A 15,900-nucleotide genomic window follows, 5' to 3' on the forward strand; every position below is an offset into this window, starting at 1 on the left:
GACACGGACTCTGTGCCGAACTGCTGCCCGAACTGGTCGGCCTGGACGAATGGGGCTACCCCGTGCTCCACGGCCCCACCATCCCGCCCGAGCTGCTCCCCCACGCCCGACGCGCGGTCGCCGCGTGCCCGGTGATGGCACTCCGCCTGAACCGCGTGCCCGCACCTGCGCCCGATCAGGTCCCTACCCGCGGCTCAGCCGCACCACGCCGAGCGGTGTCCCACGAACAGCCGGGATGACCGTCGATCGCCGTGCCGTCGTCGGACCGTCCGCGATCGACGTACGACTGCCTGACTGCCCGACCGGGCGATCCGCGTCCAGCCGGGCGACTCGCGTCGGCTCGAACTCGCCAACTGACCGTCGGCGACAGGGGGATGGGGCCGAATGGCCCCGTGAGAGGCCCCGGAGACCCCTCCCACCCCGGCGGACGACGAACGACGCTGGCATCGAGGAACACACCGAGCAAGGGGAGGTGCTGATCATGCTTGCGTCCGTCATGGCCGGAGTGGACGGATCTGCGGAGAGCCTGGCCGCCGCCGAATGGGCGGCCCGTGAAGCGTCGCGTCGCGGCCTGCCGCTGCGGCTCGTGCACGTCTGGGACCGGCATCCGCGCCCGGCGGAGGAAGAGTCCGAAAGCGCCGTCCAACGGCATCTGGCGCGGAGCGCCCTGCGGCAGGCGCAGGACCGGGTCCAGGCGGTGTGCCCGGACGTCCGCCTGGCCAACGAGTTGGTGGAGGGGCCCGCGATCGCGGAGCTGCTGAAGGCGGCCGAGGAGGCCGAACTGCTGGTGCTGGGCTCGCGCGGCCTGAGCGGGTTCGCCGGGTTCCTGGTGGGCTCGGTTGCGCAGGGCGTGGTGGCCCGTGCCACGCGTCCCGTGGTTCTCGTCCGGGGCGGCGAGACGGCGGCTGACGAACTCCTGCCGACCGACGACAACAGGGTCGGCCGGCGGACCGGGTACCGGGACGTGGTATTGGCCGTCGACCTGGACGCACCGGGCGACGCCGAGATCGAGTTCGCCTTCGAGGCGGCCCGGCTGCGCGGCGCGCGGCTCCGTGTCGTCCACGCCTGGCAGACGCCGGTCCTGGGACTCGGTCCCGGCGAGGTCGACCTGCTCAACGACCCGCACCGGGCGGAGGAATGGCAGAACCTCCTGAACGGCGCGCTGCGGCTGTGGCGCGACAAGTACCCCGATGTCGAGGTCGTCGCGGCGGTGACCAAGGACCGGCCCCAGACCGCGCTGATCCGGGCCGCCTCCGGGGCAGCTCTGCTCGTCGTCGGCCATCGCATTGCCGAGCGGCCTGTCGGCCGCCGTACCGGCCCGGTGACTCACGCCGCCATCCAGCACGTCGACTGCCCGGTCGCCGTGATCTCGCACGTCTGAGGAGCGACCACCGTGATGACGTACTGGAACCAACACAACATGAGCGGCTGGGACTGGTTCGCGATGTCGATCGGCTCGGTCCTGCTGTGGGCCGTGCTCCTGACCGTCGCCGTCCTGCTCATCCGCAACCAGATCCACACCTCCCAGCGCTCGAACACCGTCGCCGCGCCCCCGCCCGAGCAGGTGCTCGCCGACCGGTTCGCCCGCGGGGAGATGGACGAGGAGGAGTACCGCAACCGCCTGGCCGTCCTGCGTACGGACGGCTCCAGGCTCACCGAACACTGAGGTTCGGGGTGGGACGACGATCGGCGGCAGAGGCCCGTCCGTCACCCCACCCCGTGCGTTCCGGCCGCGCGGGCTGTCCGTCGAGGGGGGCTGATCGACCGGGTACGCGTCGGACCCAACGGGTCTGCAATCGGGACCTGTTGGTGTGTTGATGGGTCCGTCCGGCCCCTGTGGCAGTGCCGGGGGCCGCACGAGTCTGGAGTCCGGTGGAGCGCCTCTTCCGTCCAGGGAGGGTGCCTGGAGAGGGGTGGACTGTGATGAGTGGACCCGTGGTCGTGGGCGTGGACGGTTCGCGGTCGAGTCTGGCGGTGGTGGAAGTCGCCGCGCAGCAGGCCGAGCGGCTCGGCGTCGGCCTGGATCTGATGCAGGTCATCGGCTGGCCGTCCGCAGACGCACCGTCCGCAGTTCCCTCGTGGGATGCGGTCAGGGCCGGTGCACTGGCCGAGGCCGAGCGACGTGCGCACAGCGCCGCACCGGGCGTGAGGATCTCGCGCGAAGTTCTTGTCGGTGAACCAGGGAACCTGCTGGCGGCTGAGTCGGACCGCGCGTCCCTGACCGTTGTCGGAAGCAACGGCACCCGAGGACACGGCACCCTGGGCGACGACTCGCTCGCCGGGCGCCTGTCCGCACGAGCGTCCGGGCCGCTGCTGGTGGTGCGCGGCAGGCCGAACCCGGCCGGCCCCGTGCTGCTCGCCGTCCACGGTATGTCGACACTTCGTGAAGCCGCCGAATTCGCCTTCGCCGAGGCCTCGTTGCGGGGAGCCGACTTGGTGGCCGTGCATCTGCGGCCGTTCGTCGCCACGCGGCCGTTCGTCGCCACGCGGCCGTACGGCGGGTCCGGTACCGCCGTGGCGGGCGACGACGAGGACTTCGCGCTCGCCGAGACCTTGTCCGAGCTGCGCAAGCGGTACCCGGACGTCAACCTGAGCTGCCGTCGGCCACACGGTCGATCCAGCCGGGCTCTCGTCGAGGCCAGCGGTGACAGCCAGCTCCTGGTGGTGGGTGTGCGTGGCCGGTTCCGGTTCGGAGGCGGCCTGCTGGACCCGGTCGGCCGGACGGCTCTGCGCGAGGCGGACTGCCCCGTCGCCCTCGTTCGCTGCTAGCCCCGGCGGACGGCCGCAGCAGAGCAGCGAGTGGCCGGTGGAACACCAGTTGGTGTTCCACCGGCCACTGGCACGTGCGGCGGACGATCGGGCCAGGTCCGCCATCTCTGCCGACGGCCGCTTCAACGGGCGGGCACACCCGACACAGCGGTCGGCGGTGTGCCTTGCTCCAACGCCTGACGCGCCGAGCGGCGCGGTGAGGCGGGCCCCTGCTTGCCGTAGCCCAGGCGGAGCACCATCTGGGCGTGTTCCCGCCACCCTCGACATGCACGTGCCCGGCCGCCAGGCCGCCGTCAGCGAGTCGCTGGGGCACAACGAACTCGTCGTATCGTGCCAGTGCGGATGATCCAGAACCGGTCGACGTGGGCACCCTCCTGGACGAGCCGGGTGCCCTGCGGGATCGACACCTCGCGGGCGAGCTTCATCAGCTGTTCGCGGTGGTCCGCGGTCAGAGCCCGCGGCATGCTCGTGGTCGGGGAAGCGTTCATGGCGTACCTCCGGAAAACGCACGTATCTACCACCTCCACCGTCCGCCCGTGTGTCCCGACGGACCATGGGCCACCCGGCCCGCGGGCCGGGCCGATCGGCGCCCCGGTAGAGCCCTACGGCACCCTGTGCCACCGGGTTGTCGGCGGTTCGATGTAACCGAGAGAGGTACTCGATCGACTGAGCACGAGGGGGTGGACACCGTGGGTACGACCTTGACACCGGAGTTCTGGAGGCAGTTCGCCGTCCTGCTGGTGATCGCGACCGTGGCCACCGCCGTACTCAGCGGTGTACTCGACGCGCTGGTGCTGCGGATGCGCGCCCACCGGACACCGCAGCGGCCGCCGGCCTCACCGCTGGTCCGCACACACCGGCCGACCCGGCGGACACCCGTCCACCACTGACGCGCTGGACGCACTGTTCGCGAAGGGCTGAGCCCAGAGCCGCCGACACGGAATGCGGTGACCTGAGAGTTTGCCGCTTCCCCGAAGACAGGGGTGCCGTCGGCGGCCCACCGGAGGGTTCGTACGATCCGCCTGCTGCGGCTGTCCCGGATGGCGAGCGACCTGCCGCAGCTGGCCGAGGCCGACTTCAACCCCGTACTCGCGGCACCGGGCGGAGTGTCCGTCCTCGATGCCCGCGTCCGCCTGCTGCCCACCGGGCCGCAGGACCCGTATCTGCGCCGACTTCGCTGAGGAGGGAACACCATGAAGCACAACAAGGTCGGCTCCGTGATGACCGCGGAGGTCGTGCGCGCCACGTACGGCACGCCGTTCAAAGAGGTGGCACGCCTGCTCGGCGCACACCGCATCAGCGGCCTGCCCGTGGTCGACGAGGACGACCAGGTCATCGGAGTCGTCTCCGAGACGGACCTGATGGCCCATCAGGCCGAAGCGCCCGACCCGTACGAGCCGAGGAAGCGGTTCCGGTTCGCGGACCTGACGCGCGGCGGCAGGCAGCGGGCCGCGAAGTCCACGGCCCGTACCGCCGGCCGGCTGATGACCGCGCCGCCCGTCACCGTGCACGCCGACGACACCATCGTCGAGGCCGCCCGGACCATGGCCCAGCACCGTGTGGGGCGGCTGCCCGTCCTCGACGAGGAGAACCGGCTCGTCGGCATCGTCACCCGCCGCGACGTGCTCCAGGTCTTCCTGCGGCCCGACGCGGAGATCCGCGACGAGGTCGTCGCCGAGGTCCTGGTGCGTGCCCTGTGGCTGGCGCCGAGCAGCGTCGACGTCTCCGTGGTGGAAGGCGTCGTCACGCTCGCCGGTCACATGGAACGCAAGAGCGAGACGGAGATCGCCGTCTCCATGGTCCGGCAGATCGACGGTGTCGTCGCGGTCGTCGACCAGCTCTCCTACCGGACGGACGACTCCCGCATCCAACCGGAGGACCAGCAGTACCAAGGAGTCTCCGAGAACTGGCTGCGTCACCTGTGAAGTGAGAGGAGGCAGAACACCATGCCCACCAGCGTGCTGGTCGCCTACGGGACGACCAATGGATCCACCGCGCAGATCGCCGAGGCCGTTGCCGAGGTCCTGCGCAAAGCGGGGCTCGTCCCCGACCTGTTGCCCGCCAGGTCCGTCGTGGACGTGACGCCGTACGGTGCCGTGGTGGTCGGCGGCGGGCTGTACGCCGGCCGTTGGCACCGCGACGCCCGCCGGTTCCTGAGCCGGCACGGCCGCCAACTGGCCAAGCGCCCGCTGTGGTTCTTCAGCAGCGGACCGTTCGACGCCTCCGCCTCCGAGCGGGACATCCCGCCCGTGCACGGCGTACGGCGGGCCATGATCCGGCTCGACGTCAGGGGTCATGTCACCTTCGGCGGTTGCCTGGAGGAAGGAGCCAAGGGACGTATCGCTCAGTCGATCGTGCGCAACGGGAAGGGCGGGGACTTCCGCGACTTCGGCGCGATCGAGGACTGGGCGGCACGGATCGCGGACGAGCTGCTGACGGGGCGAGAGGAGGGCTGACCTGTTGTACCTCCCTCACGAAGAGCCCTGGCGCGAAACCCGATGCGCCGGGGCTGTTCCGTGTCGCGGGTCCGTGTCAGCGGTTCACCGTCAGGGGTACGGTGTCGACGGTCACCGTCCTGCCGTCCTTGGGGGACAGGAAGTACGCGGTGAGCAGACCCGCGCCGGTGCGGGCTGCCTTGTAGGGGAACGTCACGTCGAAGGTGCCACGCGTGCCGGTGCCGGACGTGGCCTTGACCATGACGTCGTCGGCGGTGCGCCCGGTGGCGTCCGTGACCTTCAGCCGGAACCGCGCCTCGAACGTGTTGGCGCTACCCCACACCCTCAGCGGGGTACGCGCGGTGTCACCGGTCATCGGCGACTCCACCAGCACGGCGGGCGCCCGGTCCTCGAAGTCGGCCCGGCCGACCGGCCCGTTCAGGACGATGCCCTCGGCGCCGAAGGACGTGACCGCCTTGCCGTCTACCTCGAACGCGACCTTGTGGACGGTCGGGAAACGGGTCACCGTGAACACGACCTGGGCGAGGCGCTCCCGCATCGACAGGCTGCCGCCTCCGTCGTCGTAGCGGCCGGAGAGGTCGACCGTGGCCACGTGGTCGCGGACGACGAGAGAGCGCAGCCGGGTTCCGGACGGGACAGCGGTGGTACGGCCGTGGGCTCGCTCGTAGCGGTCGGGACCGGCCAGCAGAGCCCGTACGGCGGCGGTGGCGGTCGTCGGCGCGGTCACGGTGCGCGGGGCGGGGGAGACCTTCTCGCCGTGCAGGAAGTACACCCCCGTACGGACGCGGGTCGCCGAAGTACCGCTGGTGCCGCCGGAGTTGCCGGTGGCGGGGGCCGTCGTCGTCTGCGGGGCCGTCGTCCTGGACGGGGCGGGGGTGCCCGAGGTGCCGCCCGACGTGGCCGTACCGGTTGTGGGCGGCGAGGTCGGGCCGGTGGCGGCCGCTCTTCCCGTACCGGTGGTCGTACCGCACGCGGTGGCCGCGAGCAGAGGCAGCGTCACGGCCGCGGTGAGCACGGTGGAACGGCGCCGGTGCCTGCGGGACGCGAGTGATGATGTGCTGTTCATGGCATTCTCCTCCGACACTTCAAGCGAACTCCTGCCCGGAGCACGCCGCCAGGGCCGCACGACCCAGGCCCAGGGCCGAACGGCCGCGCAACCTCGGGCGGTTGGGAGCAACCGCCGCGCCCGAGTCCGCAGCAGCCCCGACGCCGATACGGAGAGGGCCGAGCAGGCCCGACGCGGGGACGGAAGGCCCATGCGCCGGGGGCCGGTGGGCGAGGACCCTTGAAGGGAACGGTCGACGAAGGGGGCACCATGTCTCTGGCCCACGCACAACACGGCCGTGCGGCCCTGCACTTGGCCCACGCCGCGTCCCTCGCGCCCTCGCCGCACAACAGTCAGCCCTGGTTCTTTGCCGAGGAGGGCCACGACCACGGCTTCGAGATCCACGCGGACCGCGGGCGGCGCCTCGCGCTGACCGACCCGGGCGGCCGGGAGACGGTGATCGCCTGCGGGGCCGCCCTGTTCAACGCGCGGATCGCCGTGCGCGACCTCGGCTTCCGGCCCGCCGTCGACCTGCTGCCGGAGACCGGGAACCCGGCCTATCTGGCCCGGGTGGCCTTCGCCGCCCACGCCCCGGCGACCTACGACGAGGCGCTGATGGCGGGCGCGATGGCGCACCGGCACACGCACCGCGGGCCGTTCGGGGCCGACCGGGTTGGGGAGGAGCTGCTCGACGACCTGCGGGAGCACGCACGGGCCGAGGGGGCCGATCTCCAAGTCGTCGACGGTGCGGACCAGTTGGACCAGCTCGCGGACCTGGTGCGCACCGCGGAGGACGTGCACCGCGCCGACCGGGGGCACACCGCCGAGATCGCGGGGTGCGTCGGGCCGGCCGGGGTGCCGGCCGAGGCGTGCCTGTACCACCCGGACTGCGTACTGCTGGCCGGCCGTGACTACCTGGGCCTGGTCCGGCAGTTCGCCGTCCCGCCGCAGAAATGGGTGTCGCGCACCGGCACGGTCGTCGTGCTGACCACCCCCTACGACACCCGCGCGGACTGGCTGCGCGCGGGGCAGGCGCTCCAGCGCGTGCTGCTGTACGCGGCGGCCCACGGGGTCCGGGCGGCCTTCCACACCCAGCCCCTCGAAGTGCCCGCGGTGCGTGCGGAGGTCCGTACACGCATCGCCTTCGGCCGGTTCCCGCAGCTGGTCCTGCGCCTCGGCCACACGAACCAGACATGGGCCACGCCACGCCGCGGGCCCGCCGAGACGCTGCTCCGCAGTGACCTGCCGGTCAGGTGAGGACCATGACCCCCAGCAGGCGCGGAAAGCCTGCCCAGGTGCGCTGTTGGCGGCTTCGGCCCAACCTCCTGAGGCGCCGCAGCCACGTCGTCGAGGCCTGGCTGCTGCTCGCCGCCTGGATCCTCGCGGTCCTGGCGGCGGTCGGCACGGGCGCGTGGACGGCCCTCGCCGTCGAGCGGCACGTCGACGCCCTGCGGGCCGAGCGGCACCCGGTGCCGGCCGTGCTCGTCGAGGACGCGGTGCGCACCGTGGGCACGAGCGACGGCAGCGACAGCTACCGGGCCACCGTGCGCTGGACCGCGGCGGACGGGACGAAGCGCACGGGGCTGGCCCACGTGGACTCCGACAGCATGGCCGGGTCCACCACACAGGTATGGCTGGACGCCGGGGGCCGTCTGGTGCCCACCCCCGTCAGCTCGGCTCAGGCGCGACTCGAAGGTGTGGTGCTGGCGGTGTGGACCGCCGTGGGCGCCGGCGGGGCCGTGCTCCTCGTCGGCCGGGGGATGTCCTGGCGGCTGGAACAGCGGCGCCTGGACCAGTGGGACGCCGAGTGGGCGCGCGTCGGTCCGCGGTGGGGTCACAGGACCGGCTGACGGGCCCCTGCGTCAACGGTCAGCAGATTCGGGGGAGTTGCTCACCGAGCGGCATCTCCACGATGCGCCGGGCGCCGACCAGGGTCCGCAGGGTCACCCGCTCCCGCGGCCCCTCCCGCAGGACTTCGCCGATCCGTACGGCCTGCGCCCCCTCGGGTACCGACCGCATCGCGGCCAGCGCGTCCCCGGCCGCGTCGGCGTCGACGAAGGCGACCAGACAGCCCTCGTTGGCGACGATCAGCGGGTCCAGGCCGAGCAGGTCGCAGGCCGAGGCGACCGCCTCGGGCACGGGAACCGCGCTCTCCTCGATCTCGACGGCGGCGGACGAGTCGCGGGCGATCTCGTTGAGCGCGGCGGCCAGCCCACCCCGCGTCGGGTCGCGCAGTACGTGCACGGCACCGCCGAGCGGCGCCAGGGCCCGCACCAGCCGGTGCAGGGGCCGGGAGTCGGAGGCGATGTCGCCCTCGAAGCCGAGGTTCTCGCGGGTGCTGAGCACGGTCGTGCCGTGCAGTCCGATCGGCCCCGACAGGAGTACGGCGTCCCCCGGGCGCGCCGACGCGGCGGACGGGGCGAGGAGTTCGTGCCGCTGTCCGACGCCGGTGGTGTTGATGAACAGCCGGTCGGCCGCACCGCGCCCCACGACCTTGGTGTCCCCGGTGATCACAGGCACGCCGACGTCCTGGGCCGTTTTCCCCAACGACTCCATGACGGCCCGGAGTTCGGCCAGCGGCAGTCCCTCCTCGATGATCAGGGAGACCGACAGCGCGAGCGGCCACGCGCCCCGCATCGCCAGGTCGTTGACCGTGCCGTGCACGGCGAGGGACCCGATGTCCCCGCCGGGGAAGAACAGCGGGCTCACGACGAAGCTGTCCGTGCTCATCACCAGCCCGGGGTGTCCCGGCAGGAGCGCCGCGTCCTCCATGGGTCCCGTCCCGCCGCCGACGGCGGGCAGCACCAGCTCGTCGAGCAGTTCCCCGGTGAGCCGTCCGCCGGCGCCATGGCCCAGCAGGACGACCTCGTCCTCGTGGGCGGGGGTGGGGCACTGGATGTTCATGCCGTGCTCCTCGTGGGCGTGCGTCCGGCCGCGTGGAAGGCGGCGCAGGTGCCCTCGGACGACACCATCGGGGCGCCGAGGGGATGACGGGGCGTGCAACGGGTGCCGTACGCGGCACAGTCGGTGGGCAGCCGGGCCCCGGTGAGGATGGTCCCGGCGATGCACTCGGGGTCCTCGACCGGGCACAGTCCGCCCACGTCGAAGCGCCGGGCGGCGTCGAACTCCTGGTACTCATCGGCGAGTTCGAGCCCGCTGTCGGGGATCTCGCCGATACCGCGCCAAGCCCGGTCGGTCACCCGGAACACCTGGCGGACCGCGTCCTGCGCCGCGGTGTTGCCCGCCCGCCGCACGGCCCGCGCGTACTGGTTCTCCACCTCGTAGCGGCCCGACTCCAGCTGCCGTACCGCCATGAGGATGCCCTCCAGCAGGTCCAGCGGCTCGAACCCCGTGACCACGATGGGCACTTGGTACCGGGCGGCGATCGGCTCGTACTCGGTCCAGCCCATCACCGCGCACACGTGCCCGGCGGCGAGGAAGGCTTCCACCTCGCAGTCGGGATCGTCGAGCAGTGCGGTCATGGCCGGCGGCACGAGGACGTGACTGACCAGCATGGAGAAGTTGGCCAGTCCGAGGCGGGCCGCGTGCAGTACCGCCATCGCGTTGGCTGGCGCCGTCGTCTCGAAGCCGACGGCGAGGAACACGACCTCGCGGTCGGGGTGTTGGGCGGCCAGGCGTACGGCGTCCATCGGGGCGTAGACCACCCGTACGTCCGCGCCGCGCGCCCGCAGCGACAGCAGGTCGGTGTCCGTGCCGGGCACCCGCAGCATGTCGCCGAAGCTGGTGAAGAGCACGCCGGGGCGGGCGGCGACGGCCATGGCCCGGTCCAGGGTCTCCAGCGGGGTGACACAGACCGGGCAGCCCGGGCCGTGGATCATCCGCATTCCGGCGGGCAGCAGTTCGTCGATGCCCTGGCGGACCAGGGTGTGGGTCTGGCCGCCGCACACCTCCATGATCCGCCAGGGCCGCGTGGCGGTCCGCCGCAGCTCGTCCAGCAGGTGCCGGGCGAGCTCCGGATCCCGGTACTCGTCCAGGTACTTCATCGGTGCGTGAGGTCGAGCCGGACGTCGACGACCCCCTCCACGGCCCGCACCGCCCGGGCCACCACGGGCACGAGCGACCGGTCGGGCAGGGAACCGCCGAGCGTGACCACGCCCTCGGTGACACTCACCGTCAGGGCGGTGGTGACCGGGAGCCGGCCGAGCACGTGGTGCCGGACCTCCTCGGCGAGCTCCTCGTCGCCCCGCAGGAACACCTTCAGCAGGTCGCTGCGGCTGACGACACCCTGGAGCATGCCGACCGCGTTCACGACGGGCAGTCGCTTGACGTGCCGCCGGGCCATGATGCGGGCGGCCTCGGCGAGCGTGGCGTCCGCGTGCACGGTGACCGCCGGGGCGCTCATCAGCTCGCCCGCGGACACGGCGACAGCCTTGGTCCGAGCCTCGGGGTCACCCTCGTCGGTGTCCCGGAACTCCTCCTTCGCCAGCAGATCCGCTTCGGAGACGACCCCGACCACGCGGCCCTCGCCCGCCAGCACCGGCACGGCACTGACCTTCCACTGGTCCAGCAGCTCGACGATCTCCTTGAAGGGCGCCTCGCTTCCGATGGCGACGGCGGTGTGGGTCATCACATCGCTCACGGTGTACGGAGATTCAGACATCACAGCCTCCCGCGGTTGTGTCCGAGGTACGGACGACGGTCAGGTCGAGGAAGTGGGTGGAGCACGAGATGCACGGGTCGTGGTTGCGGATCGCCCGCTCGCACAGGGCCGTCAACTCGTCGTCGTCCGGGTCGTGTTCACCGATCGCGCGCTGGGCCAGACGGCGCAGGTCGTCCTCGATCGCGCCCTGGTTCTGCGCGGTGGGCGGCACCAGCAGCGCGCTCTTGACGATGCCGTCGGCGTCGAGTTCGTAGCGGTGGTAGAGCAGCCCGCGCGGCGCCTCCGTGGCACCGTGCCCGACGCCCGCGACCGGCGGCACGTCCGTGTACGGGCGCGCGGGCGGCTCGTAGCCGTCGATGATGCGCAGCGCCTCGGCGACGGCGTACACCGTCTCCACCGCGCGCACCAGGATGGACCGGTACGGATTGCGGCACACCGCGCCCTCGCGCGGATCGCCGAGCCCCGCCTCGACGGCCGCCTCCAGCGCCACCGGCGACAGCAGTCGCCCGCTGATCGCGAACCGGGCGAGGGAGCCGGTGAGATGCAGGCGCCCGTCGAGCCGTGAGTGCAGGGCGGTGGAGTGGGCGACGTGGGTCTCGACGACGTGCTCGGTGAAGTCCCGTACCGGGAAGGAGGAGGAGGAGGTGGTGCCGTCGGCGCGCAGGACGGCCGGGGTGCCGCCCTCGATGGCGTACGTGCCGGGTTTGGTCAGCGCGAGCAGGTCGGCCTCGACGCTCGCGTCCGGGAACTCGAAGCCCGCGACCCAGCGCACGGTCTGCCACGCGTCGTCGAGGGCCTGCTTCAACTCCTCTGTCAGCGACCGCAGTTCGGTGCGCGCCGGAGCGCGGTGGAAGCCGCCGAGGCGGACGTTGACCGGATGTATGGCCCGTCCGCCGAGCAGCTCCATCAACGAGTTGCCCGCCTTCTTCAGGCGCAGCCCCCGCTCGACCTCGGCGCGGTGCGTGCGCGCCAGGTCGATCGCGCTGGGTCGGCCCAGGAAGTCCGGGGCGTGCAGGAGGTAGATGTGCAGGGCCTGGCTCTCGATCCACTCGCCGCAGTACAGCAGCCGGCGCAGATCACGGATGACCGGGTCGACGCTCACCCCGCAGGCGTCCTCGATCGCCGCGCACGCGCTCATCTGGTAGGCCACCGGGCAGATTCCGCACACCCGGGCCGTGATGTCCGGCGGCTCGGTGTACGAACGGCCGCGCAGGAACGCCTCGAAGAAGCGCGGCGGCTCGTAGATCTCCAGCCGCGCGTCGGTGACCGTGCCGTCGTGCACATGGAGGCTGAGAGCCCCCTCGCCCTCGACCCGCGACAGCGAGCCGACGTGCAGCACACGGGATCCGCGGTGCGTCACTTTCCCAACTCCTTGTCGAAAGCAGGGGCGTTGAAGGTGTGCAGGAACCGGACCACGGCGTCCTCGTCGAGGCCGTCGCGGCGCAGCAGCGGGATCAGCGCCGGCAGGTTCACCGAACCGGACGGGCCGAAGCAGCCGAAGCAACCGCGGTGGTAGGCCGGGCACAGCGCCCCGCACCCCGCGTGCGTGACCGGGCCCAGGCAGGGGGTGCCGTGGGCGACGGTGACGCAGACCGTGCCGCGCCGCTTGCACTCGAAGCACACGCTGTGGTCCGGGACATCCGGCTTGCGCCCTGCCAGGAACGCGGTGATCACCTCGATGAGCTGCCGCCGGTCGACCGGGCAGCCGCGCAGCTCGAAGTCGACGTCCACATGGGCCGACACGGGCGTGGAGGCGGCCAGCGTGGAGATGTACTCCGGGTGCGCGTAGACCGTACGCCGGTACTCGTCCACGTCCGCGAAGTTCCTGAGTGCCTGGATGCCGCCGGCGGTCGCGCACGCCCCGATGGTCACCAGGTGGCGCGAGTCCGCGCGGATCGCGTGGATGCGCTCGGCGTCCTCGGCCGTGGTCACCGAGCCCTCGACGAGGGTCAGGTCGTACGGACCGGGGGCCATCGCGCTCGACGCTTCCGGGAAGTGGGCGATCTCCACCGCGCCGGTCAGCGCGAGGAGTTCGTCCTCGCAGTCCAGCAGGGTGAGCTGACAGCCGTCGCAGGAGGCCAGCTTGAACACCGCGAGTGTAGGTGCCATCTCACAACTCCCTTACGGACAGCAGGGGTTCGGCCAGGTCCCAGCCCACGACCGCACCGGCCTGGCACACCAGCAGCGGACCGAGCTGGCAGTGCCCGCAATGCCCGGTCGCGCAGCGCATGTTGCGCTCCAGCGAGACCCTGATGTGGTCACGGGGCACACCGCGGTGGGCGAGTTCGCGGGCGGTGGCGCGGATCATCGGCTCCGGACCGCAGACGAACGCCGTGGTGTCGTCCGGATCGAAGTGCGCCCGCCCCAGCAGCTGGGTGACCACGCCGACGTCCCCGTGCCAGTCCGCGTCGGGCTGGTCGACCATCACGCCGGTGTAGGCGGTGGCCCAGCTCTCGATCTCTTTCCGGCCGATCAGGTCGTCCGGGGTGCGGGCCCCGATCAGCACGTTGATACGGCGGTACGCCTCCGGCTCGGCCAGCGCGCTCAGGATCAGCGGCCGCAGCGGGGCGAGCCCGATGCCGCCGGCCACGACCAGCACGTCCCGGCCGCGCGCCTGCTCCAGGCCCCAACTCGTTCCGTACGGGCCGCGGATGCCGACGACGTCACCGACCCGGGCCGCGCACAGCCCGTCGGAGACCGCGCCCACGGAGCGGATCGTGTGCGCGAGACCTCCCGTGGCCCGAACGGAACTCACCGAGACGGGAATCTCGCCGCGACCGAAGCAGTGCACCATCGCGAACTGCCCCGGCACGAAGTCGCGCAGTGCGCCGTCCACCGGTTCGAGTCGCAGCGTCACCGTGTCGCCGGTCTCCTGCCGGCGGGCGATCACGCGATGGGGGACCGGTACGGCGGTCATCGCGGTTCCTTGGTCTCGTACGTCCCGTACAGGTCGATCAGCCGGGCGCGGGCCGCGTTGAGCCGGTGGGCCAGCACCCGGCCGACCCAGTGCTCGACGGCCTGGCCGAAGGCGGGGTCGTCCAGGCACATCAGCCGGACGGCGACCGCGTCGAACTCGTAGGCCCGCAGCTGGGTCACCGACCCGGCGCCCAACTGCCAGACGTACGGCTCGTACAGCCAGGACCAGCCGACGAGATCCCCGACCCCGAGCGTCTCGACGACCGGCGGCCGACGGCCGGGCACGTGCATGTCGAGGGCGGCCGTGCCGTCCCGGATGATCCAGAACCGGTCGGCGTGCCCGCCCTCCTCGAACAGCCGGGTACCCGGCGGGAATTGGACCTCGCGACCGATGTGCAGCAGTCGGTCACGGTGGTCGTGGGGCAGCGCGTGATTCATGCGGAGAGCCATCGAGGGAGGCATCAGTCCGTCTCCGTTCCGTGTTCGGCGTCCAGCGCGGCGACTTCCTCCGTGATGTCGATACCGGCCGGGCACCAGGCGATACAGCGCCCGCAGCCCACACAGCCGGAGGTGTCGAACTGGTCGTGCCAGGTGGAGAGTTTGTGGGTCAGCCACTGCCGGTAGCGGCTGCGGGGCGTGGAGCGGACCGACCCGCCGTGCAGATAGGAGAAGTCCAGGTCGAAGCAGGAGTCCCAGCGCTGCCAGCGCTCGGTGTGGTCACCGGTCAGGTCGGTGACCTCCTCCGTGGTGGTGCAGAAGCAGGTGGGGCAGACCATCGTGCAGTTGCCGCAGGTCAGACAGCGCTCGGCGACGTCGTTCCAGCGCTCGGCGTCCAGGCTCCCGCCCATCAGCGCCCGCAGGTCGACCGGCGGCATGGAGCGGCCCATACGGTCGCGGGCCGCGTCCACCGATTCGCGGGCGGTGGTCTCCGTACGCGCGTCGGCCGTGCGGTGCGGCACCTGCTCCAGCAACTGCGCGCCCTCCCTGCTGCCGACACGCACCAGGAACCGGTGCCCGTCCGCGTCGACCACCTCGGTCAGAGCGAGGTCGTAGCCGGGATCGGCCGCGGGGCCGCCGCCCATGGACACGCAGAAGCAGGTCGCGCCGGGTTCGGTGCACTCGGCGGCGATCAGCAGCGCGCGCCGCCGGCGTTTCCCGTACCCGGTGTCCTCGTGCGCTCCGCCGGTCAGCACCCGGTCCTGGATCGCGATGGCCCGCAGATCACAGGGCCGGATCCCGAGGAACGCGTACGACGGCGGCTCGGCCGTCTGCCCGGTGAACACCATGCCGCCCTCCGATGTCCGGTCGGCGCTCCACAACCGCTCACGCGCGGGGTGCAGATACGACTTCCAGGACTGCGGGCCCGCGCTGTGCGCGAAGGCGGCCCCGTCCTCGCGGGGGACCAACCGGTAGCGTCCGGCGTCCAGTTCGACGCCCCAGCCGTACGGCAGTGCTTCCGCCGAGGTCAGCTCCGACAGCACGATCGCACCGTCGCGGACGGTCGGTCCGACGACAGTGCGTCCCTGTGCGACCAGAGCCGCGACCAGGGCGTCCAGACCGTGCCGGTCGAGTACGGCGGCCGGGGCTGTGGTGGCGGTCATGTCGTCGTCCTCCTCGTACCGGGCGGATCGCGCTTGTCCACCTTCAGGTTCCGACGCGCGGCAGCGCCCGCGGCAGGGGCCGACCGGCCCTGCCGACCGAGCCGACCGGATCAACAGCAAGGAACGTGACAACCAGCGCCCCCGAAGGGGCGCGGGGAACTGCGCGCCCGGCCACGGGCGGCCCGCGGTCTCGAAACGACCAGCGGTTTCCCGGCTGCACCCAGCGGAGCGCTACCGCAGCGGCTCGCCCAGCTCGCCCTCGACCGCGCCCGCCATCGCCCGCAGCACGTCCAGCGTGCGCCGTGCCTCCGCCTCGTCGACCAGAGTGATCGCGAAGCCGACGTGCACGATGACGTACGACCCCACGTCCGCCTCGGGTGTGCAGCTGAGGCAGACCTCGCGCCGGATGCCGCCGAAGTCGACCGTGGACATCAGCAGTCCGGCGTCGTCGTGGATCTCCAGGATCCGTCCCGGTATGCCCAGGCACATGCG

At 72.1% G+C, this 15,900-nt stretch carries 20 protein-coding genes and 1 pseudogene; 10 read left to right on the top strand and 11 right to left on the bottom strand.

Annotation, left to right across the window (positions count from 1 at the left end; genetic code table 11):
• The 4 genes from ACNFOC_RS14300 to ACNFOC_RS14315 form a co-directional block, all read left to right on the top strand.
• Positions 1–239: ferredoxin (locus ACNFOC_RS14300; protein WP_416959485.1), on the top strand; the 239-nt coding region annotated here is incomplete at its 5' end.
• Between the two features lie 242 nt (positions 240–481).
• Positions 482–1,381, top strand: coding sequence for a universal stress protein (locus ACNFOC_RS14305; protein ID WP_416959486.1), 900 nt, complete (start codon positions 482–484; stop codon positions 1,379–1,381).
• A gap of 15 nt (positions 1,382–1,396) precedes the next feature.
• Positions 1,397–1,666 (top strand): SHOCT domain-containing protein, encoded by a 270-nt coding sequence (locus ACNFOC_RS14310; protein ID WP_416959487.1) that lies wholly within the window; start codon positions 1,397–1,399, stop codon positions 1,664–1,666.
• Between the two features lie 257 nt (positions 1,667–1,923).
• Positions 1,924–2,769 (top strand): universal stress protein, encoded by an 846-nt coding sequence (locus ACNFOC_RS14315; RefSeq protein ID WP_416959488.1) that lies wholly within the window; start codon positions 1,924–1,926, stop codon positions 2,767–2,769.
• Between the two features lie 293 nt (positions 2,770–3,062).
• Here the strand turns inward: ACNFOC_RS14315 and ACNFOC_RS14320 are convergent, their stop codons facing one another.
• A complete protein-coding gene (locus ACNFOC_RS14320) occupies positions 3,063–3,257 on the bottom strand; it encodes a cyclic nucleotide-binding domain-containing protein (RefSeq protein WP_416959489.1) in 195 nt (64 codons plus the stop codon).
• Between the two features lie 201 nt (positions 3,258–3,458).
• On the opposite strand from ACNFOC_RS14320, the gene ACNFOC_RS14325 reads away from it, so the two are divergent.
• The 4 genes and pseudogenes from ACNFOC_RS14325 to ACNFOC_RS14340 all read left to right on the top strand — a co-directional run bounded on the left by ACNFOC_RS14325 (position 3,459) and on the right by ACNFOC_RS14340 (position 5,225).
• Complete coding sequence (locus tag ACNFOC_RS14325) at positions 3,459–3,659, top strand: hypothetical protein (protein WP_416959490.1); 201 nt, start codon at positions 3,459–3,461, stop codon at positions 3,657–3,659.
• Between the two features lie 132 nt (positions 3,660–3,791).
• Positions 3,792–3,950: pseudogene (locus tag ACNFOC_RS14330) on the top strand (acetate--CoA ligase family protein); the annotation flags it as partial.
• Positions 3,951–3,962: 12 nt separating this feature from the next.
• Positions 3,963–4,694 carry a CBS domain-containing protein gene (locus ACNFOC_RS14335; RefSeq protein ID WP_416959491.1) on the top strand — a complete coding sequence of 244 codons (732 nt, stop codon included), beginning with the start codon at positions 3,963–3,965 and terminating at the stop codon, positions 4,692–4,694.
• Positions 4,695–4,715: 21 nt separating this feature from the next.
• Positions 4,716–5,225, top strand: coding sequence for a flavodoxin domain-containing protein (locus ACNFOC_RS14340; protein WP_416959492.1), 510 nt, complete (start codon positions 4,716–4,718; stop codon positions 5,223–5,225).
• 76 nt (positions 5,226–5,301) lie between these two features.
• Here ACNFOC_RS14340 and ACNFOC_RS14345 read toward each other — a convergent pair whose 3' ends face one another.
• Positions 5,302–6,291 carry a GerMN domain-containing protein gene (locus ACNFOC_RS14345; RefSeq protein ID WP_416959493.1) on the bottom strand — a complete coding sequence of 330 codons (990 nt, stop codon included), beginning with the start codon at positions 6,289–6,291 and terminating at the stop codon, positions 5,302–5,304.
• 249 nt (positions 6,292–6,540) lie between these two features.
• Between ACNFOC_RS14345 and ACNFOC_RS14350 the strand changes: the two genes are divergently transcribed.
• Both ACNFOC_RS14350 and ACNFOC_RS14355 read left to right on the top strand, forming a co-directional pair.
• The gene (locus ACNFOC_RS14350) at positions 6,541–7,527 is read left to right on the top strand and encodes an Acg family FMN-binding oxidoreductase (protein ID WP_416959494.1); all 987 of its coding nucleotides are present in this window, start codon (positions 6,541–6,543) and stop codon (positions 7,525–7,527) included.
• 5 nt (positions 7,528–7,532) lie between these two features.
• The gene (locus ACNFOC_RS14355; protein ID WP_416959495.1) at positions 7,533–8,120 is read left to right on the top strand and encodes an Rv1733c family protein; all 588 of its coding nucleotides are present in this window, start codon (positions 7,533–7,535) and stop codon (positions 8,118–8,120) included.
• Between the two features lie 19 nt (positions 8,121–8,139).
• Here ACNFOC_RS14355 and hypE read toward each other — a convergent pair whose 3' ends face one another.
• The 9 genes from hypE to ACNFOC_RS14400 all read right to left on the bottom strand — a co-directional run bounded on the left by hypE (position 8,140) and on the right by ACNFOC_RS14400 (position 15,897).
• A complete protein-coding gene (gene hypE, locus ACNFOC_RS14360) occupies positions 8,140–9,174 on the bottom strand; it encodes a hydrogenase expression/formation protein HypE (RefSeq protein ID WP_416959496.1) in 1,035 nt (344 codons plus the stop codon).
• Positions 9,171–10,274, bottom strand: coding sequence for a hydrogenase formation protein HypD (gene hypD, locus ACNFOC_RS14365; RefSeq protein WP_416959497.1), 1,104 nt, complete (start codon positions 10,272–10,274; stop codon positions 9,171–9,173). Before hypD ends, hypE begins: the two co-directional genes overlap by 4 nt.
• On the bottom strand, positions 10,271–10,891 hold the full coding sequence (locus ACNFOC_RS14370; protein ID WP_416959498.1) for a CBS domain-containing protein: 621 nt from the start codon (positions 10,889–10,891) through the stop codon (positions 10,271–10,273). Before ACNFOC_RS14370 ends, hypD begins: the two co-directional genes overlap by 4 nt.
• The gene (locus tag ACNFOC_RS14375; protein ID WP_416959499.1) at positions 10,884–12,251 is read right to left on the bottom strand and encodes a Ni/Fe hydrogenase subunit alpha; all 1,368 of its coding nucleotides are present in this window, start codon (positions 12,249–12,251) and stop codon (positions 10,884–10,886) included. The genes ACNFOC_RS14370 and ACNFOC_RS14375 overlap by 8 nt, the downstream gene beginning before the upstream one ends.
• Positions 12,248–13,000 (bottom strand): NADH-quinone oxidoreductase subunit B family protein, encoded by a 753-nt coding sequence (locus ACNFOC_RS14380; protein ID WP_416959500.1) that lies wholly within the window; start codon positions 12,998–13,000, stop codon positions 12,248–12,250. Before ACNFOC_RS14380 ends, ACNFOC_RS14375 begins: the two co-directional genes overlap by 4 nt.
• Before the next feature lies 1 nt (position 13,001).
• The gene (locus ACNFOC_RS14385; RefSeq protein WP_416959501.1) at positions 13,002–13,808 is read right to left on the bottom strand and encodes an FAD/NAD(P)-binding protein; all 807 of its coding nucleotides are present in this window, start codon (positions 13,806–13,808) and stop codon (positions 13,002–13,004) included.
• Complete coding sequence (locus tag ACNFOC_RS14390) at positions 13,805–14,269, bottom strand: Crp/Fnr family transcriptional regulator (RefSeq protein ID WP_416959502.1); 465 nt, start codon at positions 14,267–14,269, stop codon at positions 13,805–13,807. Before ACNFOC_RS14390 ends, ACNFOC_RS14385 begins: the two co-directional genes overlap by 4 nt.
• On the bottom strand, positions 14,269–15,408 hold the full coding sequence (locus ACNFOC_RS14395) for a 4Fe-4S dicluster domain-containing protein (protein ID WP_416959503.1): 1,140 nt from the start codon (positions 15,406–15,408) through the stop codon (positions 14,269–14,271). Before ACNFOC_RS14395 ends, ACNFOC_RS14390 begins: the two co-directional genes overlap by 1 nt.
• A gap of 231 nt (positions 15,409–15,639) precedes the next feature.
• On the bottom strand, positions 15,640–15,897 hold the full coding sequence (locus ACNFOC_RS14400) for a HypC/HybG/HupF family hydrogenase formation chaperone (RefSeq protein WP_416959504.1): 258 nt from the start codon (positions 15,895–15,897) through the stop codon (positions 15,640–15,642).
• Positions 15,898–15,900 lie beyond the last annotated feature (3 nt).

It is taken from the genome of Streptomyces colwelliae, from assembly GCF_048158785.1.
Taxonomy (GTDB): Bacteria; Actinomycetota; Actinomycetes; order Streptomycetales; family Streptomycetaceae; genus Streptomyces.